Origin of the sequence: Kocuria sp. CH-021, from assembly GCF_049716185.1 — a bacterium.
GTDB classification, from domain to species: Bacteria; Actinomycetota; Actinomycetes; order Actinomycetales; family Micrococcaceae; genus Kocuria; species Kocuria cellulosilytica.
This window is the reverse complement of record NZ_JBNAFK010000011.1, coordinates 126,415-146,330: the sequence shown is the minus strand read 5'-3', so window position 1 is coordinate 146,330 and position 19,916 is coordinate 126,415. Positions and strand designations below refer to the sequence as shown.

Genomic DNA, 19,916 nt, shown 5'->3' with positions numbered 1-19,916 from the left:
TGCAGCAGGCCCGGCCGTGACCCAGCAGCCCGTCCCGTACTACCCCGAGCAGGGCGCCCTCGTGCGCGAGGACGCCCTGCCGGGGCTGCTGCCCCCGGGCCTGCGCCCGGAGGACGCCCGGCTGCTGTTCGTGCACGCCCACCCCGACGACGAGTCCATCGCCACCGGGGCCACCATGGGCCGGTACGCGCAGCTGGGCGCGCAGGTCGTGCTGCTCACCATGACCCGCGGCGAGCGCGGCGAGGTCATCCCCGAGCCGCTGCACGCGCTCGAGGTGGGCCGCGCCGGATGCTCCGACGACGGCACGGCCCTGGGCCGCTACCGCGTCGGCGAGCTCCACGACGCCGCGGCCCGCCTGGGCGTGGCCGACCGCTTCTTCGCGGGGGAGCCCCCCGCCCTCGACCCGGCCGTGGGCTTCGCCGGCGGCACCGGCCACTACCACGACTCGGGCATGTCCTGGGGCGCCGACGGGCGGGCCGCCCCCGCCGAGGACTCCTCGCCGCACAGCCTCACCGCGGCCGCCGCCGACGAGGCCGCCGCGCACGTCGCGGCCGCGGTCCGGGCCGTGCGCCCGCACGTGCTCGTGACCTACGACGACGACGGCGGCTACGGCCACCCCGACCACGTCCGGACCTCCGCCGTCGCCCGGCGCGGCGCCGAGCTCGCCGCCCGCCCGGGGACGGACGCCGACGGGGCGGCCGCCGAGCCCTGGGGCACCCCCCTCGTGTGGGCGGTCGAGGGCGAGGCCCGCCCCGGCGACCCCCGGCCGCAGGCCGCGGTGCACGGCTCCGCCGAGCGCAAGCGGTCGGCCATGGCCGCCCACGCCACCCAGCTGGTGCTGGCGGAGGACGGTGCGCGCTTCGCCCTCTCCAACGGGGTGTGGCAGCCCTTCAGCGCCCTGGAGACCTACCGGCTGCTCGCCGGGGACCCGGACGCGGTCGTCCCGGAGGACGAGGAGGCGCCCGGGCACGCCCCGGCCTCCGTGCTCTCGGCCCTCGTGACGTCCGTGGCGGCGGGAGCGGTGGCCGCGTCCGTGGCCACCGTGCTGCACAGCGCCGTCTGGTCCTCGGGCGCCGGGTGGTGGCTGCCCTGGGGCCTGCTCTTCGCGACCGCCCTGCTGCTCAGCGTGTCCCTGTGGGTCGGCACCGCCACCCGCCGCGTGTGGGCCGCCGCCGTGCCGGGGCTGATCGGCTACCTCGTCTCCTGGCTCTTCGCCTACGGCGGGGACGGCTCTGTGATCGTGGTGACGGACCCCGGCACGCCCGTGGGCCTGCTCGGCCTCGCGTGGTTCGTCCTGGTGTTCGCGGTGACCCTGCTCTCCGTGCTGGTCACGGCCCGCTGGCTGCGCACCCGGCGGCCGGCCCGCGCCGTCTGAGCCCCGGTGCTGCTCAGTCCCGCCGCGGCCGGCGCCGCGGCGGGGCCGGCGGGACCACCCGGGCGGCGCGCACCGCGCCGGCGCCGATCAGCACGTCCCCGCGGCGGGTCCGCACCGTGACGGACTCCTCGTCCGCCGCCAGCAGCTCGCCCAGGGCGTCGGTGAGCGGCAGCCCGGAGGCGTCGTCGGCCGGCAGCGCGTAGCGCACGCTCACCCGCGCACCGGGAGCCAGGCCGGCGAGCAGGGCCAGCGCCGAGGACGACGTCCCGGCCGGTGATGTTGAGCCGGATGTCGGATGCTCCATGGCTGTCATCCTAGCCAGGACGCCGTGGCTAGACTGGTCGGAGCAACCCAGGAGAAAGGTTCGAACCGCCGTGACCTACGTCATCGCCCAGCCCTGTGTCGACGTGAAGGACAAGGCCTGCGTCGAGGAGTGCCCCGTCGACTGCATCTACGAGGGGGAGCGCTCGCTCTACATCCACCCCGACGAGTGCGTGGACTGCGGCGCGTGCGAGCCCGTGTGCCCCGTCGAGGCCATCTACTACGAGGACGACACCCCCGACGAGTGGGCCGACTACTACAAGGCGAACGTCGAGTTCTTCGACGATCTCGGCTCGCCCGGCGGCGCCGCGAAGCTCGGCAACACGCACACCGACCACCCCATGATCGCGGCCCTGCCCCCGCAGAACCAGGACGTCGCCCTGTGACGCAGGCGGACCGGTCCTTCGGCCTCGCCCTGCCCGACTACCCGTGGGACACGATGGCGCCGTACCGGGCCGTCGCCGCGGAGCACCCGGACGGGGTCGTGGACCTGTCCATCGGCACGCCCGTGGACCCCACGCCGCTGGTCGTCCAGGACGCGCTGGCCGCGGCCGCCGACGCCCACGGCTATCCGACCACCCACGGCACCCCCGCCCTGCGCGAGGCCGTCGTCGCGTGGTACGCCCGACGGCGCGGCGTGCCCGGCCTGGACCCCGCCGCGGTCATGCCCACGGTCGGCTCCAAGGAGCTGGTCGCCTGGCTCCCGCTGCTGCTGGGCCTGCGCGCCGGTGACGTCCTCGTGCGCCCCACGGTGGCCTATCCCACCTACGACATCGGCGCGGAGCTGGCGGGCGCCGAGGCCGTGGCGGCGGACGACCTCGACGAGCTCGACGACGACGTGCGCTCCCGCGTGCGCATGGTGTGGCTGAACTCGCCCGCCAACCCCACCGGCATCGTCCGGGACGCGGAGTCGCTGCGCCGCGCGGTCGACCAGGCGCGTGCCCTCGGGGCCGTGGTCGCCTCCGACGAGTGCTACGCCGAGCTCGGCTGGGGGACCTGGGACGTGCAGCAGGGGGGCACCCCGGTGCCCTCGGTGCTCGATCCCCGGGTCAGCGGCGGGGACCACTCCCTGCTGCTGTCCGCGTACTCGCTGTCGAAGCAGTCGAACGCGGCCGGCTACCGGGCCGCGTTCCTCGCCGGCGACGCCCGGCTCATGGCGAGCCTGGTCAACTCCCGCAAGCACGCCGGGATGATCGTGCCCGCCCCGATCCAGGAGGCCATGCGCGTCGCCCTGGGGGACGACGCCCACGTCACCGCCCAGAAGGCGCTCTACCGGTCCCGCCGGGAGCGGCTCGTGCCCGCGGCCGAGGCCTTCGGGCTGCGCGTCGAGCACTCGGAGGCGGGGCTCTACCTGTGGTGCACGGCCGGGGAGGACACCTGGACCACGGTGCAGCGCTTCGCCGAGCGGGGCGTCGTGGTGGGTCCCGGGGTCTTCTACGGGACGGCCGGCGAGGGCTACGTGCGCCTCGCCCTCACCGCCGACGACGAGCGCATCGACGCCGCCGTGGCGCGGCTCGGCGCCGCCTGACACGGTTCCCGGCGGCTCCGGGATTGGTCCCGGTGCGGACGGAGCAGGTAGGTTGGACCCTGACGATCGCTGTGTCCGACGACACGGCCGTGCTGCGCCACCGGCGGCGCCCGGCACGGCGACCACGGGCACCGGACACCGACATCCACTCGCGGAGGACGAACATGACTGAGTCTGCACAGAAGACCGGGACGGCCCGGCTCGACTACGGGAACGGCAGCCCGCTCGAGCTGCCCATCCAGGAGGCCACCGAGGGCAACCGCGGGTACGCGATCACGAACATGCTCAAGGAGACGGGCAACGTCGCCTTCGACCCCGGGTTCATGAACACCGCCAACGCCCGCTCCGCCATCACCTACATCGACGGCAACAACGGCATCCTCCGGTACCGGGGCTATCCGATCGAGGAGCTGGCCCAGCACTCGAGCTTCATCGAGACCGCCTACCTCCTGGTCTACGGCGAGCTCCCCTCGCCGGCGGAGCTCGCCGAGTTCGACACCCGGATCCGCCGCCACACCATGGTCCACGAGGACCTCAAGAGCTTCTTCAACGGCTTCCCGCGCAACGCCCACCCCATGCCCGTGCTGTCCTCGGCGGTCTCGGCGCTGTCCACGTTCTACGCGGACTCCCTGGACCCCTTCGACCAGGAGCAGGTGGAGATCTCCACCATCCGGCTGCTCGCGAAGGTGCCCACGCTGGCCGCCTACGCCTTCAAGAAGTCCAAGGGCGAGCCCATGCTCTACCCGCAGAACGACCTCAACTACACGGAGAACTTCCTCCGCATGTGCTTCGGCGTGCCGGCCGAGGACTACGAGATCGACCCGACGATGGCGAAGGCCCTCGACGTGCTGCTCATGCTGCACGCCGACCACGAGCAGAACTGCTCCACCTCGACCGTCCGGCTCGTGGGCTCCTCCCACGCCAACATGTTCGCCTCGGTCTCCGCCGGCATCAACGCGCTCTACGGCCCGCTGCACGGCGGGGCCAACGAGGCCGTGCTCGCGATGCTGAACCGGATCCAGAAGGAGGGCGTCAAGCCCGAGGACTTCATGGAGCAGGTCAAGAACAAGGAGTCCGGCGCTCGGCTCATGGGCTTCGGCCACCGGGTCTACAAGAACTACGACCCGCGGGCCCGGATCGTGAAGGACTACGCCCACGACATCCTCGAGAAGCTCGGCGGCAACGACCAGCAGCTCGAGATCGCCATGCGGCTCGAGGAGAAGGCCCTCGCCGACGACTACTTCGTGGAGCGCAAGCTCTACCCCAACGTCGACTTCTACACGGGCCTCATCTACAAGGCGATGGGCTTCCCGGAGAAGATGTTCACCGTGCTGTTCGCGATCGGCCGGCTCCCCGGCTGGATCGCCCAGTGGCGGGAGATGATCGAGGACCCGGAGACCAAGATCGGCCGCCCGCGCCAGCTCTACGTGGGCGAGGGCGAGCGGCACTACCCGCAGCGCTGAGCCGACCGCTCCCGGCACGGACGCCGGGCCCGTCCCCTTTCGGGGCACGGGCCCGGCGTCCGTCGTTCCGGGGCCCGCACCGGTAGCGTGGGGGCCATGGACGAGCAGCGGCACACCCCCGACCGGATCACCGAGCTCGGCCCGGACGACGTCTTCGTCTTCGGCTCCAACGCCCGCGGCGCCCACGGCGCGGGGGCGGCGCGCACGGCCGTCGAGCGCTTCGGCGCCGTCATGGGGCAGGGGCACGGCCTGCAGGGCCGCTCGTACGCGATCGACAGCATGAGCGGGTTCGCCGAGCTCGAGCGGGAGGCCGCGGCGTTCGTGGCCTTCGCCCGGGAGCACCCGGAGCTGACGTTCTGGCTCACTCGGGTGGGCACGGGCATTGCCGGCCACGACGAGCGGCGCGTGGCCGCCCTGTTCGCCGGCGCCCCGGCCAACGTGGTCCGGCCCCGGGGCTGGTGAACCCCGGCACCCAGGACCCCGGGGCTCAGGCGCCCGCGGCGTAGCCCTCGGGATTGCTCCGCTGCCAGTTCCAGTGGTCCCGGCACATCGTGTCGAGGTCCCGGTCGGCGGACCAGCCCAGCTCGGCCAGGGCCGTGGACGGATCGGCGTAGGACACCGCGGCGTCGCCGGGGCGCCGGGCCACGACCTCGTAGGGGACGCTGCGCCCGGAGGCCCGCTCGAAGGCGGCGTGCACCTCGAGCACCGAGTAGCCCCGGCCCGTGCCCAGGTTCCACGTGTGCACCCCGCCGTGCCGGGCGAGGTGGTCGAGGGCCCTGAGGTGCCCGTCGGCGAGGTCCACCACGTGGATGTAGTCGCGCACGCCCGTCCCGTCCGCGGTCGGGTAGTCCGCGCCGAAGACCCGGAGCTTCTCGCGCCGGCCCACGGCCACCTGCGCGATGAACGGCAGCAGGTTGTTCGGCACGCCCGTGGGGTCCTCGCCGATCCGGCCGGACTCGTGGGCGCCGACCGGGTTGAAGTAGCGCAGCAGGGCCACGCTCCAGGACGGGTCCGCCGCGGCGAGGTCCACGAGCATGTCCTCGATGTGCTCCTTGGTCCGCCCGTACGGGTTCTGCGCGTCCATGGGCTGCTTCTCGGTCAGCGGCATCTCCTCGGGGGCGCCGTAGACCGTGGCCGACGAGGAGAACACGATGGACCGGCAGCCGTGGGCCTCCATGGCGTCCAGCAGGTTGAGGGTGCCGGCCACGTTGGTGCGGTAGTACCAGAGGGGCTTCTCCGCCGACTCGCCGACGGCCTTGAGCCCCGCGAAGTGGATCACGGCCTCCGGGCGGTGCTCCGCGAACAGCGCGCCGAGTCCCGCGGGGTCCAGGAGGTCCACCTCGGCGAACGCCTCCACGGACCGTCCGGCGAGGTCCTCGACGCGCTCCAGCGAGGTCCGCGAGGAGTTCGCGAGGTTGTCCATCACGACGACGTCGTGCCCCGCCTCCAGCAGGGCGAGGACGGTGTGCGAGCCGATGTAGCCGGTTCCCCCGGTCACGAGAATCTTCATGCTCCAAGCGTATCGGCCGGGCGGCGGAGGGCCCGTCAGCGGCTCGCGAGGACCAGCACGACGTCACCGGCGGGGGGAGCGCCCTCGGGGTGCGCCTCCTCGGCGGCCACCCAGCCCGGGGCGGGCGCGAAGCGGGTGGTGCGCTGGTCCGCCCGCACCCAGCTGCGCCCGTCGAAGGACACCTCCGCGACGCCCAGCGCGTCCGCCTGCGCGACCGCCCAGTGCGCCACCGCCCAGCCGGCCGGCTTCCCGGGCGCGGGCACGACCACCCGGTCCCCGTCCGTCCGGGGTGCCGGGGCCGCCGCCCCGAACGCGTCGCCGAGCGCGGCGGCCGCCCGGCGCGGGTCCCCAGGCTCCTCGGGGTCGCCGAGCACGCAGTTGAGGGAGCCCTCGGTGGCCCCGGTCAGGCTGTCGGCGAAGGCCCGGGCCAGGCCCTCGTGCCGGGCGTACGCCTCCGGGTGCGCGGAGCGCTGGACCGCCTGGGCGGCGTCGGTGACGGACATCGTCGTGTAGTCGAGCTCGGCGAGGCCGTCGTAGAAGGCGGCCGTGGCGTAGGCCGGGTCCATGATCTGCTCGACCGTTCCCCAGCCCTGGGAGGGGCGCTGCTGGAAGAGCCCCACGGAGTCCCGGTCCCCGTAGTCGATGTTGACCAGCTGCGATTCCTGCATCGCGGTGGCCAGGGCCACGACCGCCGCGTACGGGTCGGTGCCGCGCGCCACGGCCTCCGCGCTGACCAGCGCGGCGTTGGCCGACTGCTCCGCGGAGAGGGTGTGCCGCTGCCGCTGCCCGTATCCGTCCGTGCTCGAGACCACGCACCGCGGCTCCCCGGCGGAGGGCCGGCCGGCGCGCAGCTCGACGGCCACGAGGATCCCCGCGGCGAGCAGGGCGCCGACGATCAGGAGGACGAACAGCGGCAGCCGGAGCGAGCCGCTGCGGCGGCCGGGGGCGGGGGAGGACACGGGCGCTCCTGGGCGGAGGGGGAGGCGGACGGGGAGACGGGCGGGGGCGGGACGGCGGAGGAGGAGGGGGGGCGGCGTCGGGGTCCGGCGGCGGGTCGGGACCCGCGGCGCTCAGTTGGCGTGCAGCGCCGCGTTGAGCTCCACGGTCCCGCCGGCCCGCGGCAGCACCTCGACCGCGCCGGTGAGGGAGTTGCGGCGGAACAGCAGGTTGGGCACGCCGGAGAGCTCGGAGGCCTTGGCCGTGGACCGCTCGCCGTCGGCGTGCACGCTCACGCGGGTGCCGGCGGTGACGTAGAGACCGGCCTCGACCACGCAGTCGTCGCCGAGGGAGATGCCCACACCGGAGTTGGCGCCGAGCAGCACGCGCTCGCCCACGGTGATCCGCTCCTTGCCGCCGCCGGAGAGCGTGCCCATGATGGAGGCGCCGCCGCCGAGGTCCGTGGCGTCGCCCACGACCACCCCGGCGCTGATCCGGCCCTCGACCATGGACTGGCCGAGGGTCCCGGCGTTGAAGTTGACGAAGCCCTCGTGCATCACCGTGGTGCCCTCGGCGAGGTGGGCGCCGAGCCGGATCCGGTTGGCGTCGCCGATCCGCACGCCCGTGGGCACCACGTAGTCGACCATCCGCGGGAACTTGTCCACGCTGTGCACGGTCACGTGCCCGCCCGAGGCCTTCATCCGGAGCAGCGCGTGGGTCAGCTCCTCGGCGAGCACGGGGCCGCGGTCCGTCCAGGCGACGTTGGCGAGCAGGCCGAACACGCCGTCGAGGTTCAGGGTGTTGGGGCGCGCGAGGCGGTGGGAGAGCAGGTGCAGGCGCAGGTACGCGTCCGCGGCGTCGGCGGGGGCGGTGTCGAGGTCGATCACGGTCTCGACGATCTCGCTGCGGACGTTGCGGTCGGGGTCGGCGGTGGCCGCGAGCCGCAGGTCCGCGTCGAGGGAGGTGTCGACCGCGTCGGAGAGGGACGGGGCGGGGTACCAGACGTCGAGGACGGTGCCCTCCTTGGGGCCCGAGGCCACGACGGTGGCCAGGCCGAGGCCGGAGGCGGGACGAGAGGTGGATGCAGTCATGGCCTCCATCCTACGGGGGACGCCGGTCCCGGGCCGACCGGCGGCGACGGCCGCCCCGTTATGCTGGCAGCCATGATCGCACCGGAGCTCGACCTCGCCGCGGACCCCGCCGACCTCACGGCCGACCTCATCGACATCGCCTCCGTCTCGGGCTCGGAGGGTCCCCTCGCCGACGCGGTGGAGGCCGCGCTGCGGCGCCTGCCGCACCTCACGGTGCACCGGGACGGGGACGCCGTGGTGGCGCGCACCGACCTGGGCCGCGCCGAGCGGGTGGTGCTCGCCGGCCACCTCGACACCGTGCCCCTGCCGACCGTGCCCGGTGCCCGGGGGACCGTCCCGTCCACGTGGACGGGGACCGGCCGCACGCGGGTGCTCCACGGCCGGGGCGCGACCGACATGAAGGGCGGGGTCGCCGTCCAGCTCTGCCTGGCCGCGGCCCTGACGGCCCCGAACCGGGACGTCAGCTACGTGTTCTACGACCACGAGGAGGTCGAGGCCGCCGCCAGCGGGCTGGGCCGGCTCCAGCGCCACGCCCCCGGGCTGCTCGAGGCGGACTTCGCGGTGCTCCTCGAGCCCACCGACGGCACCGTGGAGGGCGGGTGCAACGGCACGATGCGCTTCCGCATCACCACCACGGGCCGTGCCGCCCACTCGGGCCGGTCCTGGATCGGGGAGAACGCGATCCACAAGCAGGCCGACGTCCTCGCCCGCCTGGCGGCCTACGAGCCGCGGACCGTGGCGGTGGAGGGGCTCGAGTACCGGGAGGGGCTCAACGCGATCCGGATCGGCGGGGGCGTGGCCGGCAACGTGGTCCCGGACACCGCGCACGTGGAGATCAACTACCGCTTCGCCCCGGACAAGAGCCCCGAGGACGCCGTGGCGCACGTGCAGGAGGTCTTCGCCGGCTACGAGCTCGAGCTCACGGACCTCTCCCCGGCGGCGCGGCCGGGCCTGGACCGTCCCGCGGCGGCCGCGTTCGTGGCCGCCGTGGGCCAGGAGCCCAAGCCCAAGTACGGCTGGACCGACGTGGCGCGCTTCTCGCAGATGGGCGTGCCCGCCGTGAACTTCGGCCCGGGCGACGCCCTGCTGGCCCACACCGACGACGAGCACGTGAGCGCCGATGCCGTCCGGGAGTGCTACCGGGCCCTCGAGGCCTGGCTCACGGCCTGAGCGGGCTCAGACCGTGGCCTCCTCGGCCGCCAGGGGCCCCTCGGCCGCCTTGGTCGCGCCGCCCGTGCGGAAGCTGAGGAACCGGGAGAGCCACGCGGCCAGCACGGTCAGCAGGTAGTTGATGAGCACGAAGACCAGCGCCACCACGAACAGGGTCTGCAGGATGTTGCCGTCGCCGGCGCCCAGCCGCCGGCCGCTCGCGAGCAGCTCCGGGTAGGTGATGATGTAGCCGAGGGCGGTGTCCTTGAGGATCACCACGAACTGGCTGACCATCGAGGGCAGCATCGCCGTCAGGGCCTGCGGGAGCTCGATGATCCGCAGGGACCGGGACGGCGTGAGCCCGATGACGAGGCCGGCCTCCCGCTGGCCCTTGGGCAGCTGGTGGACGCCGGAGCGGATGAGCTCGGCGATCACGGCGCCGTTGTAGAACATCAGCCCGAGGACCACGGCCCAGAACGGCACGTTGGACGGCTCCACCAGACCGGCCCGGCCGATCCCCAGGTAGAAGAAGATCATCATCACCAGCACGGGCACGGCCCGGAAGAACTCGACCACCACGGTGCAGACGAGGCGCACGGGGGCCAGGTGCGAGAGCCGGCCGAGGCCGAAGACCAGGCCGAAGGCGATCGAGAGCACCACCGCCAGCAGCGCGGCCCGCAGGGTGTCCCACAGGCCCGGGAGCAGGAAGTTCTCCCACGTGCGCGCCGAGAGCAGGGGCGTCCACTTCGCGGCGTCGAGCTGGCCCTGCTCCGCGAGCTCGCCGAGCACCACCCAGGCCAGGGCGGCCGCGAGAAGCACGCCCACCACGTTGAGCGCCGCGCTGACCCGCCGGCCGCGGGGTCCTTGGACGTCGAAGAGGACGTTCTGGGTCTTGGCCATCAGCGCTTCACCGCCAGTTTCCGGGAGGCCCAGGTGGTGAGCAGGCCCACCGGGACGACGATGAGCACGAAGCCGAGGGCCACCACCAGGAAGATCGCGATGATCACGTCCGGGCGGAACTCGATCATCGTCTTCATGAGGGAGGAGATCTCGGTCACGGACGCCGCGGCGGCCACCGTGGTGTTCTTGGTCAGGGCGATCAGGGTGTTGCCGAGCGGGGTGATCGCCCCGCGCAGCGCCTGCGGGAAGATGATCAGCCGCGCCGCCGGCAGGAAGCTCAGCCCGATGGCCCGGGCGGCCTCCGCCTGGCCGGCCGGCACGGTGTTGACCCCGGAGCGGATGGCCTCGCAGACGAACGCCGCGTGGTACAGGCTCAGGCCCAGGACCGCCCAGTTGAAGAAGTTCTGGTCGAAGTCCGACGAGAGGCTGATCCCCAGCTGGCTCCACACGCCCAGGACCAGGAACACGAGGATGATCGTCAGCGGGGTGTTGCGGAACAGGTTCACGTAGCCCGTGCCCAGCAGCCGCAGCGAGGCGATGGGGGAGATGCGCATCAGGGCGATGAGCGCGCCCAGGGCCGCCGAGCCCAGCGCGGCGAAGAAGGTCAGCCGGAGGTTGACCCAGAAGGCCGCGAGGACGTCGTACTGCTCGAAGAGGCTGACGAAGTCGGTCAGGTAGTCGGACACGGGAGCTCCCGGGGCTGGGGCTGGTGCTGGGTCACGCGGCTGCCCTTCGTCGTGGATCGGTCGTGCGCTCTGCTGCCGGGCCGGGACCCGCGGCCGGCCGGGCGCCGGCCGGCCGCGGGGTCACACGGGCCTCGTCACTCGCCGCAGGGCTCGGGCTCCGGCGGGTTGAGCTCCTCGTTGTACGAGTAGTCGGCGCCCTCGGTGTTGGCGTTGACCGCCTCCTCCCAGGCCCCTTCCTCGATCATCTTGGTGATGGCCTCGTTGACGGCCTCGCACTGGTCGGAGCCCTGGGGCAGGCCCACGCCGTAGCGCTCCTCCGAGAAGGTGTTGCCCACCACCTTGAACTTGCCCTGGTTGGCGTCCGTCGAGGCGAGGCCCGCGAGGATGATGTCGTCGGTGGTCACCGCGTCCACCTGGCCGGACTCGAGGAAGGTCACGCACTCGGCGTAGCCGCCCTGCTCCACGAGGTTCACGCCGGGGACCTCCTCCTGGACGTTGACCGCGGAGGTCGAGCCCGTCACCGAGCACAGGTTCTTGCCGTCGAGGTCGGCGGGTCCCTGGATGCTGTCGTCGTCGGCCCGGACCAGCAGGTCCTGGCCGGCCACGAAGTAGGGGCCGGCGAAGTCCACGGTCTGGTCGCGCTCGTCGGTGATCGAGTACGTCGCGAAGATCATGTCCACCTGGTCGTTCGCGAGCATGTTCTCGCGGTTGGCGGACGGGGACTCGACCCACTCGATCTGGTCCTCGGCGTAGCCGAGCTCGCCGGCGACGTACTTCGCGACGTCGACGTCGAAGCCCGTGTACTCGCTGCCGTCGCGGAAGCCGAGCCCCGGCTGGTCGTACTTGATGCCGATCCGCACGGACTCGCCCGAGCCGCCGCCCTCGCCGCCCGAGCCGGACCCGCCCTCGTCGCCACCTCCGCACGCGGTGAGGGTCAGGGCCGCGGTCGCGGCCATCGCGGCCAGTCCGAGGGGCTTGCTGCTGCGCATGGTGTGCTCCTTGCTGTGGGAGTGGTGGCGTCGGGTCGGAGGGACGGGTGGACGGTCAGTGGCCCAGGATCTTGCCGAGGAAGTCCTGGGCGCGCTCGGAGCGCGGGTTCGTGAAGAACTCCTCCGGGGTGTTCTCCTCGACGATCATGCCGTCGGCCATGAACACCACGCGGTCGGCGGCCTTCCGGGCGAAGCCCATCTCGTGGGTCACCACGATCATCGTCATGCCCTGCTTGGCGAGGGCGACCATGGTGTCGAGGACCTCGTTGATCATCTCGGGGTCGAGGGCGGAGGTGGGCTCGTCGAAGAGCATGACCTTCGGCTCCATGGCCAGGGCACGGGCGATGGCGACGCGCTGCTGCTGGCCGCCGGAGAGCTGGGCCGGCAGCTTCTCGGCCTGGTTGGCGACGCCCACGCGGGTCAGCAGCTCCATGGCCTGCTTCTTCGCCTCGGCGGCCGACTTGCCGCGGACCTTGACGGGGCCCAGGGTCACGTTCTGCAGGACCGACTTGTGCGCGAACAGGTTGAAGGACTGGAACACCATGCCGACGTCGGCGCGCAGCTTCGCGAGGGCCTTGCCCTCCTCGGGCAGCTGCTTGCCGTCGATGAGGATCTCGCCGTCGTCGATGCTCTCGAGCCGGTTGATGGCCCGGCACAGGGTCGACTTCCCGGAGCCCGAGGGGCCGATCACGACCACCACCTCGCCGCGCTTCACCTCCAGGTCGATGTCCCGGAGCACGTGCAGCTCCCCGAAGTGCTTGTTCACGCGGGACATGCGGACCAGGACCTCGGCCGTCCCCGCGGAGGAGGAGGCCGGTGCGGCGGCCGGTGGAGTGGCGTGTGACATACCGGAAAGATATCCCAGATCGGGTCCGTGTGATGTCGGACACGTTGCAAACGTGCAAATTGAGTACTCATCCGTAGAAATGTTGCGCCGCCCGCTGCCGCACGGCCCTCCGCACCGGTCCGCCGGCCGGCGCTTAGCCTGGGGGCATGACCGAACTCCTCATGGGGCTGACCGGGCTCGTGCTGCTGCTCACCGTGGTGGGCGTCGTGGTCCTCGGCCGGGACCGGCTCGCCGACCGGGTGGCGCCGGCCCGGGACGGGATCGACGCCGGCCGCGCCCCCGCCGCGCCGCTCGTGCTGCCCGAGCGCCCGACGGCGGAGGACGTCGGGCGGATCGCGTTCACCGTCCGGCGCCGCGGCTACGACCCCGCGGAGGTCCACGCCGTGCTCGCCCACCTCGCGGACCGGCTGCCTGCGGAGGACCCGCCGTCCCGCCCGGTGCCGGAGGCGTGAGCTCCCGCCTCGCCGCGGCCCCCTGGTGGGCGCAGGCCCTGCTGGTCTGGGCGGCCTCCCGGCTCTGGGCCTGGGCCGTGTTCAGCACGGTGGGCCGGCAGCAGGGCCCCGGCCCGTGGGGGGACGGGGCCCTGGGCTACCTCGCGTTCACCGGCACCTGGGACTCGGACTGGTACGAGCGCATCGCCCGGGAGGGCTATCCCGACTCCCTGCCCCGGGACGACGGCGGCCGGGTCCAGGAGAACGCCTGGGCCTTCTACCCGGTCTACCCGCTGCTCGTCCGCACCGTCTCCGCGGTCACCGGCACGGGCTGGGACGCGACCGCCTCGGCCGTGTCCCTGGCGGCGGGCCTCGGCGCCGCCCTGCTCGTCCACCGGCTGTTCCTCCGGTTCGCCCCGCCGGCCACGGCCCTGTGGGGTCTCGCGTTCGTCGCGTTCAACCCGGTGGCCCCGGTGCTGCAGGTCCCGTACGCCGAGTCGCTGCACCTGCTCCTGCTCGCGGGCGCGCTGCTGCTGGTGGGGCGGGGCCGCCACCTCGCGGCCGCCCCCGTGGTGCTCGTCATGTGCCTGACCCGCCCGGCCGGGGTCCCCTTCGCCGCGGCCCTCGGGATCACGTGGCTCGTGCGCTCCGTGCGCCGGCGCCGGGCGGGGGAGCTGCGCCGCGCCGTGGACGCCGTCGACGGCCTCTTCGCGCTCGCGCTCCTCGCGTGCGGCGCGGCCCTCGCCTGGCCGGCGATCGCGTGGGCCGTCACGGGCGAGCCGACCGCGTACACCGACACGGAGACGGCGTGGCGGGGCGGGGGACTGGAGCCCGTCGTGCCGTGGTTCGACGCCGCCGCCGGGCTGTTCGGCCCCGTGCTGGGGCTCGCCGCGCCCCTGCTGCTGGTCGCGGGCGGGACCGCGCTGCTGCGCGCCCGCGTGGTGCGGGAGCGGCTGGACCTGCTCACGCGGGTGTGGCTGGCCGCCTACGCCGTCTACCTGCTCCTGTTCCTGCATCCCCAGACCAGCACCTTCCGGCTGCTGCTGCCGCTGTTCCCGCTCGCCCTGCCGCTGGCGGCGGTCTCGGACTCGCGCGCCTACCGGGTGGCCTGCGTGCTCTCCGGTGCCGTGCTCCAGCTCGTCTGGGTCGGCTGGCTGTGGCACTGGAAGCAGCTGCCCGGCGGCGGGGACTACCCGCCCTGAGCCCGGGCCGGCCGCGCCGACGCGCGCTCCCGGGCGCCGGGGCGGTCCGGGGCCACGGCGGCGGCTCGGATAGGATGGGAGCCACACCAATCGAGGAAGAGGAGTTCCCACATGGCGGCCATGAAGCCGAGAACCGGTGACGGACCGATGGAGGTCACCAAGGAGGGGCGCAGCCTCATCATGCGGGTGCCGCTCGAGGGCGGCGGCCGGCTGGTGGTCGAGCTGAAGCCCGGCGAGGCCGCGGAGCTCAAGGAGTGCCTGGCCGGCGTCACGGAGTGACCCACGGCGGGGACGGCCAGCAGCAGCCCCGAACCGGTCGTCAGCAGGGCCGTGCTGAAGCGCTCGTCCTCCCGGAACAGCCGGTGCACGGCCCGCATCGTCCGGGTGTTCTCCTCCCGGTTGGCCGGCTGGGCCACCTTGTCCTGGGACAGGGCGTCGTTGACCACGAGCATCCCGCCGGGGCGGAGCAGCCGGACCGCCTCCTCCGCGTAGTCCAGGGTCCCCTCGGCGTCGCCGTCGAGGAAGACCAGGTCGTAGGCACCCGCGCTCAGCCGGGGCATCACGAGTGACGCGCGGCCGGGGATGGTGCGGGTCCGGCTCGTCGGGACCCCGGCCTCCCGGAACGTGTCGCGGGCCGCGCGCAGCGCCCGGATGTCGGTGTCGATGGTGGTCAGCACGGACGTCCCGGGCAGCCCGCGCAGCAGTGCGAGGCCGGACACCCCGGCCCCCGTGCCGACCTCGACCACGGTGGCGGGCCGGGCCGCCGCCGCGAGCACGGTCAGGGCCGCGGCCGTTCCCGGGGTGACCGGGGGGATGCGCAGAGCGAGGGAGCGCTCCCGGGCGCGGTAGGCGAGCTCGTCCTCGGCGGCGAACGCCTCGGCGTACGACCAGCTCGTCGTCTTGTCCGCGCCCATGGTCCGCCCTTCGTCGCTGTAGTGGATGCGCGCCATCCTACCGGCTGAGGCCCTCCGCCCGGCCACCGTCCAGTCGGCATCCAGCTTCCCCGCCGATCATGGAGTGGTCCGCGGACCCGTCCGCCGACCCGTCCACCGCACCGGCCGCGGCGCCGGGCCGGGCCACGGAGCCGCCCGGGCCGCGCCGTCCCGGCCGCCGCCCGCACCGCCGCACGAGGAGGACCGATGCCCCGCCCGGAGCGCACCGCGCCGGCCCGCCGCAGCAGCGCGGTCCCCGTGCTCGCGGCCACCCTGAGCGCGGTCCTCACCCTCGTCCTGGGCTCCGGCTACGCCGTCGGGCGCACCGCACTGGCCGAGGCTCCGCACGGCGGCGAGGAGCAGGTCCCGGTCTCGGCGTGGCACGGCACCCACGGGGTGCTCAACGCGGACGAGGTCTCCGCGGACGGCCTGCGCGCGGAGGGGTGGACGCTGCCCACGCTGGCCTCGGACGGGTACCGGGTGGTCTCGATGACCCGGGGCGCGCTGGCCGGGCACCCGCTCGTGGTGATCAGGCTGCACCGCGGGGAGGACGAGGTCGTGGTGGTCGAGCAGCGCGGACGGGTCGACCGGGAGAACCCCATGGACGGGCTGACCGGGCTGCCCGTGAGCGCGGAGGGCCTCGAGCCCGTGGCCGTGGAGGGCGTGCCGCTGTGGGTGGACGCCGGACCGCCGTGGCGGGCGGTGGTCGTGGGGGAAGCGGTCGTCTACACGGTCACCGGGGACTCCGGCCCCTCCGCGATGGCCCGCACCGTCGGCCTCGTCGTGGCCGACGAGCGCGGGCGTGTCGTGGAGCCCGCGGAGGGCAGGCCCGGCGTCCTCGAGACGGTCGCCGCGGGCCTGCGCGAGATCTTCGGCTGAACGGCCACCGGCCCGCCGACTGGTAAAATCTCTTCCTGTGCTCGGCATCAACGGCGGCGAAGCGATCATCCTGGTGCTCCTGGCCCTGTTCATCATCGGGCCGGAGCGGCTGCCGGAGTACGCGGAGAAGCTCAAGGAGCTCGTCAAGGCCGCGAAGCGGTACGCGACCGGTGCCACCGAGGAGCTCAGGGAGACCCTGGGGCCGGAGATCGCCGACGTCGACTGGCGCAAGCTCGACCCCCGCCAGTACGACCCCCGCACCATCGTGCGCCAGGCCCTGCTGGAGGACGACGAGCCGGCGGAGCCCGCCGCGCCGCGGCCCCGCCCCGGACCGGTGCTGACCCGGCTGGCCCCGGGTGAACGGGCGCCCTTCGACACCGAGGCCACCTGAGCCGGACGCCCCGGTCCGCCCGCACGGACCGCGGCCGGCGCGTCAGCGCGGACCGAGGCCCGGCGAGTCCGCGCGGGCGGGTGCCCGCGCGTCAGCGCGGACCGAGGCCCAGCGGGCGCCCGGCGAGCCCGCGCGGGCGGGTGCCCAGCGCGTCGGCGACCGAGCGGAGCGCGACCGCGGCGGGCGATCCCGGTGCCGACCACACGACCGGACGGCCCGCGTCCCCGCCCTCGCGCAGGGCGACGTCGAGGGGCACGGCGCCCAGCAGCGGCACGTCGTACCCCAGCCGGCGGGTCAGGGACTCCGAGATCCGGGTGCCGCCCCCCGCTCCGAAGAGTTCGAGCACGCTGCCGTCCGGCATCGGCATCCCCGCCATGTTCTCGACGACCCCCGCCACCTTCTGACCGGTCTGCACCGCGAGGGCCCCGGAGCGCTCGGCGACCTCGACGGCCGCCTGCTGGGGCGTGGAGACCACGAGCACCTCCGCCGAGGGCAGCAGCTGCGCCACGGAGATCGCGATGTCCCCCGTGCCCGGCGGGAGGTCGAGGAAGAGGTGGTCGAGGTCCCCGAAGTGCACGTCCGTGAGGAACTGCTCGACGGCGCGGTGGAGCATCGGCCCGCGCCAGGCCACGGGCTGGTCCGGGTCCACGAACATCCCGATCGAGATGACCTTGAGCACCCCGGCGCGCCCGGAGTCCTCCCGCGCCGCGCCGGGGACCTCCACGACCGGGGGCAGGATCATGTCCCCGACCTGCGTGGGCGCCCGGTCGATGCCCAGCAGCCCGGGGACGGAGAAGCCGTGCACGTCCGCGTCCACGATGCCCACCGACCGGCCCCGCGCGGCGAGCGCCGCGGCGAGGTTGACGGTGACCGTCGACTTGCCGACCCCGCCCTTGCCGCTGGTCACGGCGTGCACCCGGGTCAGGGAGGAGGGGTCGTTGAAGGGTACGGTCCGGGTGTGGCCCACCCTCTCCTTGAGGGCCGTGCGCTGCTCGGGCGTCATCACCCCGATCTGCACGTCCACGGAGCGCACCCCGTCCACGGTCCCCACGGCGTCCCGGACGTCCTGCTCGATGGTTGAGCGGAGGGGGCAGCCGCTGATCGTCAGCAGCACGTGCACGGCGGCGCGGCCGGCGTCGTCGAGCGCGGCGGAGCGGATCATCCCCAGCTCGGTCACGGGCCGGCGCAGCTCGGGGTCGAGCACCCGGTCCAGCGCCGCGCGCAGCGCGGGGTCGAGGGCCTCGGGGGCGAGGACGTCGTCGGGGCGGGGCTCAGGCACGGGGGATTCCTCGGGTCTCTGGGGCGGTGGGTCGGTCGGGGCCCCCGCCGCGGCGGCGGGCGGGCCGCCGCGGCGGGGTCCCCGTCTCCTCGGCGTCCGGGGCGTCGTCCTGGGACTCGAGGATCTCCTCGAGCACCGAGCGCAGCTCCGAGCGCACGAAGTCGCGGGTGGCGACGTCCCGCAGCGCGATCCGCAGGGAGGCGATCTCCCGGGTCAGGTACTCGGTGTCGGCGAGGTTCTGCTGCGCCCGGCGGCGGTCCTCCTCCTGGGTCACCCGGTCCCGGTCGTCCTGGCGGTTCTGCGCCAGCAGCAGCAGGGGCGCCGCGTAGGAGGCCTGCAGGGAGAGCATGAGCGTGAGCAGCGTGAAGTTCAGGGCTCGGGGGTCGAACTGGGCCGACTCGGGAGCCATGGTGTTCCAGGCGAGCCAGACGACCACGAAGACCGACATCCAGAACAGGAACTGCGGGGTGCCCATGAAGCGGGCGAAGCCCTCGGTCATCCGCCCGAAGGCGTCGGGGTTCGGCCGGTACCGGTCCAGCAGCCCGGGCCGGTGCTCGCGCGGCTGGTCGAGGGCGTTGCCGCGGGCGCCGGCACGGGGGCTGACGCGGGGGCGCCGGGGCTCGCGCTCACTCATACCGCTTGCCCACCTTCCGGATCGGGGTGCCGTCGTCGGCGGTGCGCCAGTCGTCGGGCAGCAGGGCGTCGAGGACGTCGTCGATCGTGATCGCCCCGACCACCCGGTCGTGGTCGTTGACGACCGGGATGATGGTGAGGTCGTAGGTCGCGAGCTCGCGGGCGACGTCCTGCAGGGAGGCGAGGTCGGAGACCGGCTCGAGCGAGCGGTCGATGAGGTTGCCCACGGCCTCCGGCGGGGGATAGCGCAGGAGCTTCTGCGTGTGCACCATGCCCAGGTACTTGCCGGTGGGCGTCTCCAGCGGCGGGCGGGAGACGATCACGGCCGCCGCGACGGCGGGGCTGAGCTCCTCCTGGCGGATGTGCGCGAGCGCCTCGGCGACCGTGGCCTCCGGCGGCAGGATGATCGGCACGGGGGTCATGAGGGAGCCGGCCGTGCCCTCCTCGTACTCCAGCAGGCGCCGGACGTCCTCGGCGTCCTCGGGCTGCATGAGCGCGAGCAGCGCCTCGGCCTGGGTGTCGGGCAGTTCGTTGAGCAGGTCGGCGGCGTCGTCGGGCTCCATCTCCTCGAGCACCGTGGCCGCGCGGTCGGGCTCCATGTTGGTGAGGATGTAGACCTGGTCCTCCTCCGGGAGCTCCTCGAGGACGTCCGCGAGCCGGTCGTCCTGGAGCTCGTGGGCGATCTCGAGCATGCGCTTGGCCGACATGTCGTGCAGCTCGTCGGCGAGGTCGGCGGGCTGCTGCTCCTCGTGGGAGGCGACCCACTGGGTGGCCGGCTGGTGGCCCGCGGCGGAGGGGTCCCCCGCGTCCTCCCAGTCGATGATCAGGGTCTCGTTGCGCCGGCGCATCAGGCCCCCGCCCGTGCCGGTGCGGCGGACGAAGAGCTGGGTGATCAGCCAGTCCCCGGTGTTGCGCCGTCGCTCCATGGCCATGTCCTCGACCGTGGCCGAGCCGGAGCCGTCGCGCAGCACCACGGTGCGGTCGAAGACCTCGCCGACGGCCAGGGTCTCCGCTCCGCGCTGCTCGAAGCGGCGCAGGTTCACGAGCCCCGTGCTGATGATCTTCTCCGCGTCGATGCTGGTCACGCGGGTCATGGGCACGAACACCCGCTTCTTGCCGAGGACCTCCACCACGAGGCCGACCACGAGGGGGCGGCGGGAGGAGCGGCCGTACCGGGAGCTGCCGCGCATGAGCACGACGACGTCGCGCAGCCGGCCCAGACGGTCGCCCAGGGGGTCGAACACGTCGAGGCCGATCAGGCGCGCGATGAAGATCTTGTCGATGTGGCTGCTCACCGTACAAGACTACCCACCGGGTCCACGGGGCCGGGCGCGGGCCCGGGTGCGGGGCGGGGCCCGCGACGGGGCGGGGCGC

At 73.9% G+C, this 19,916-nt stretch carries 22 protein-coding genes and 1 pseudogene; 11 read left to right on the top strand and 12 right to left on the bottom strand.

The features are described 5' to 3' along the window. Window positions 1–16 precede the first annotated feature (16 nt). Window positions 17–1,375, top strand: a complete 1,359-nt coding sequence (locus ACPYN7_RS10605; RefSeq protein WP_231738236.1) for a PIG-L family deacetylase — start codon at window positions 17–19, stop codon at window positions 1,373–1,375. 13 nt (window positions 1,376–1,388) lie between these two features. Here the strand turns inward: ACPYN7_RS10605 and ACPYN7_RS10600 are convergent, their stop codons facing one another. Then, complete coding sequence (locus ACPYN7_RS10600) at window positions 1,389–1,679, bottom strand: hypothetical protein (RefSeq protein WP_231738237.1); 291 nt, start codon at window positions 1,677–1,679, stop codon at window positions 1,389–1,391. 70 nt (window positions 1,680–1,749) lie between these two features. On the opposite strand from ACPYN7_RS10600, the gene fdxA reads away from it, so the two are divergent. The 4 genes from fdxA to ACPYN7_RS10580 all read left to right on the top strand — a co-directional run bounded on the left by fdxA (window position 1,750) and on the right by ACPYN7_RS10580 (window position 5,149). Continuing rightward, window positions 1,750–2,082: a ferredoxin gene (gene fdxA, locus ACPYN7_RS10595; RefSeq protein ID WP_058872613.1), complete on the top strand. Its 333-nt coding sequence runs from the start codon at window positions 1,750–1,752 to the stop codon at window positions 2,080–2,082. Further along, window positions 2,079–3,224, top strand: a complete 1,146-nt coding sequence (gene dapC / locus ACPYN7_RS10590; protein ID WP_082696883.1) for a succinyldiaminopimelate transaminase — start codon at window positions 2,079–2,081, stop codon at window positions 3,222–3,224. Before fdxA ends, dapC begins: the two co-directional genes overlap by 4 nt. Before the next feature lie 164 nt (window positions 3,225–3,388). Further along, window positions 3,389–4,687: a citrate synthase gene (locus ACPYN7_RS10585; protein WP_058872614.1), complete on the top strand. Its 1,299-nt coding sequence runs from the start codon at window positions 3,389–3,391 to the stop codon at window positions 4,685–4,687. A 96-nt stretch (window positions 4,688–4,783) separates the two neighbouring features. Beyond that, window positions 4,784–5,149, top strand: a complete 366-nt coding sequence (locus ACPYN7_RS10580; protein ID WP_058872615.1) for an A1S_2505 family phage non-structural protein — start codon at window positions 4,784–4,786, stop codon at window positions 5,147–5,149. A gap of 25 nt (window positions 5,150–5,174) precedes the next feature. Here ACPYN7_RS10580 and galE read toward each other — a convergent pair whose 3' ends face one another. The 3 genes from galE to dapD form a co-directional block, all read right to left on the bottom strand. Beyond that, window positions 5,175–6,197: a UDP-glucose 4-epimerase GalE gene (galE, locus tag ACPYN7_RS10575; RefSeq protein ID WP_058872616.1), complete on the bottom strand. Its 1,023-nt coding sequence runs from the start codon at window positions 6,195–6,197 to the stop codon at window positions 5,175–5,177. A 35-nt stretch (window positions 6,198–6,232) separates the two neighbouring features. Then, window positions 6,233–7,156, bottom strand: coding sequence for a hypothetical protein (locus ACPYN7_RS10570; protein WP_058872617.1), 924 nt, complete (start codon window positions 7,154–7,156; stop codon window positions 6,233–6,235). A gap of 111 nt (window positions 7,157–7,267) precedes the next feature. After that, entirely contained in the window at window positions 7,268–8,233 is a 966-nt protein-coding gene (gene dapD, locus ACPYN7_RS10565) for a 2,3,4,5-tetrahydropyridine-2,6-dicarboxylate N-succinyltransferase (protein ID WP_058874568.1), read from the bottom strand. 51 nt (window positions 8,234–8,284) lie between these two features. Here dapD and dapE point away from each other — a divergent pair, with 51 nt between their 5' ends. Beyond that, window positions 8,285–9,394: a succinyl-diaminopimelate desuccinylase gene (dapE, locus tag ACPYN7_RS10560; RefSeq protein WP_424347610.1), complete on the top strand. Its 1,110-nt coding sequence runs from the start codon at window positions 8,285–8,287 to the stop codon at window positions 9,392–9,394. Between the two features lie 6 nt (window positions 9,395–9,400). Here dapE and ACPYN7_RS10555 read toward each other — a convergent pair whose 3' ends face one another. The 4 genes from ACPYN7_RS10555 to ACPYN7_RS10540 form a co-directional block, all read right to left on the bottom strand. Further along, a complete protein-coding gene (locus ACPYN7_RS10555) occupies window positions 9,401–10,273 on the bottom strand; it encodes an amino acid ABC transporter permease (RefSeq protein WP_058874570.1) in 873 nt (290 codons plus the stop codon). Beyond that, on the bottom strand, window positions 10,273–10,959 hold the full coding sequence (locus ACPYN7_RS10550) for an amino acid ABC transporter permease (protein ID WP_058874571.1): 687 nt from the start codon (window positions 10,957–10,959) through the stop codon (window positions 10,273–10,275). The genes ACPYN7_RS10555 and ACPYN7_RS10550 overlap by 1 nt, the downstream gene beginning before the upstream one ends. A 134-nt stretch (window positions 10,960–11,093) precedes the next feature. After that, complete coding sequence (locus ACPYN7_RS10545) at window positions 11,094–11,948, bottom strand: glutamate ABC transporter substrate-binding protein (RefSeq protein ID WP_424347609.1); 855 nt, start codon at window positions 11,946–11,948, stop codon at window positions 11,094–11,096. Between the two features lie 55 nt (window positions 11,949–12,003). Then, window positions 12,004–12,723, bottom strand: coding sequence for an amino acid ABC transporter ATP-binding protein (locus ACPYN7_RS10540; RefSeq protein WP_157571409.1), 720 nt, complete (start codon window positions 12,721–12,723; stop codon window positions 12,004–12,006). A gap of 218 nt (window positions 12,724–12,941) precedes the next feature. Between ACPYN7_RS10540 and ACPYN7_RS10535 the strand changes: the two genes are divergently transcribed. From ACPYN7_RS10535 to ACPYN7_RS10525, 3 genes are all read left to right on the top strand, one after another. Further along, window positions 12,942–13,247: a DivIVA domain-containing protein gene (locus ACPYN7_RS10535; protein ID WP_082697124.1), complete on the top strand. Its 306-nt coding sequence runs from the start codon at window positions 12,942–12,944 to the stop codon at window positions 13,245–13,247. Next, window positions 13,244–14,428: a hypothetical protein gene (locus ACPYN7_RS10530; RefSeq protein ID WP_424347608.1), complete on the top strand. Its 1,185-nt coding sequence runs from the start codon at window positions 13,244–13,246 to the stop codon at window positions 14,426–14,428. The genes ACPYN7_RS10535 and ACPYN7_RS10530 overlap by 4 nt, the downstream gene beginning before the upstream one ends. Before the next feature lie 111 nt (window positions 14,429–14,539). Continuing rightward, window positions 14,540–14,707 (top strand): DUF3117 domain-containing protein, encoded by a 168-nt coding sequence (locus ACPYN7_RS10525; RefSeq protein ID WP_075872508.1) that lies wholly within the window; start codon window positions 14,540–14,542, stop codon window positions 14,705–14,707. 11 nt (window positions 14,708–14,718) lie between these two features. Here ACPYN7_RS10525 and ACPYN7_RS10520 read toward each other — a convergent pair. Continuing rightward, window positions 14,719–15,342, bottom strand: a pseudogene (locus ACPYN7_RS10520) (O-methyltransferase); the annotation flags it as partial. Window positions 15,343–15,567: 225 nt separating this feature from the next. On the opposite strand from ACPYN7_RS10520, the gene ACPYN7_RS10515 reads away from it, so the two are divergent. Both ACPYN7_RS10515 and ACPYN7_RS10510 read left to right on the top strand, forming a co-directional pair. Continuing rightward, the gene (locus ACPYN7_RS10515) at window positions 15,568–16,239 is read left to right on the top strand and encodes a hypothetical protein (RefSeq protein ID WP_424347607.1); all 672 of its coding nucleotides are present in this window, start codon (window positions 15,568–15,570) and stop codon (window positions 16,237–16,239) included. A 37-nt stretch (window positions 16,240–16,276) separates the two neighbouring features. Further along, window positions 16,277–16,630 carry a Sec-independent protein translocase TatB gene (locus ACPYN7_RS10510; RefSeq protein ID WP_368825633.1) on the top strand — a complete coding sequence of 118 codons (354 nt, stop codon included), beginning with the start codon at window positions 16,277–16,279 and terminating at the stop codon, window positions 16,628–16,630. 91 nt (window positions 16,631–16,721) lie between these two features. Here ACPYN7_RS10510 and ACPYN7_RS10505 read toward each other — a convergent pair whose 3' ends face one another. The 3 genes from ACPYN7_RS10505 to ACPYN7_RS10495 are packed head-to-tail and all read right to left on the bottom strand — an operon-like array spanning window position 16,722 to window position 19,837. Further along, window positions 16,722–17,909: an Mrp/NBP35 family ATP-binding protein gene (locus tag ACPYN7_RS10505; RefSeq protein WP_058874817.1), complete on the bottom strand. Its 1,188-nt coding sequence runs from the start codon at window positions 17,907–17,909 to the stop codon at window positions 16,722–16,724. After that, window positions 17,902–18,543 carry a DUF1003 domain-containing protein gene (locus ACPYN7_RS10500; RefSeq protein ID WP_424347606.1) on the bottom strand — a complete coding sequence of 214 codons (642 nt, stop codon included), beginning with the start codon at window positions 18,541–18,543 and terminating at the stop codon, window positions 17,902–17,904. The genes ACPYN7_RS10505 and ACPYN7_RS10500 overlap by 8 nt, the downstream gene beginning before the upstream one ends. Beyond that, window positions 18,536–19,837, bottom strand: coding sequence for a magnesium transporter MgtE N-terminal domain-containing protein (locus tag ACPYN7_RS10495; protein ID WP_058874815.1), 1,302 nt, complete (start codon window positions 19,835–19,837; stop codon window positions 18,536–18,538). Before ACPYN7_RS10495 ends, ACPYN7_RS10500 begins: the two co-directional genes overlap by 8 nt. Window positions 19,838–19,916: the final 79 nt, after the last annotated feature.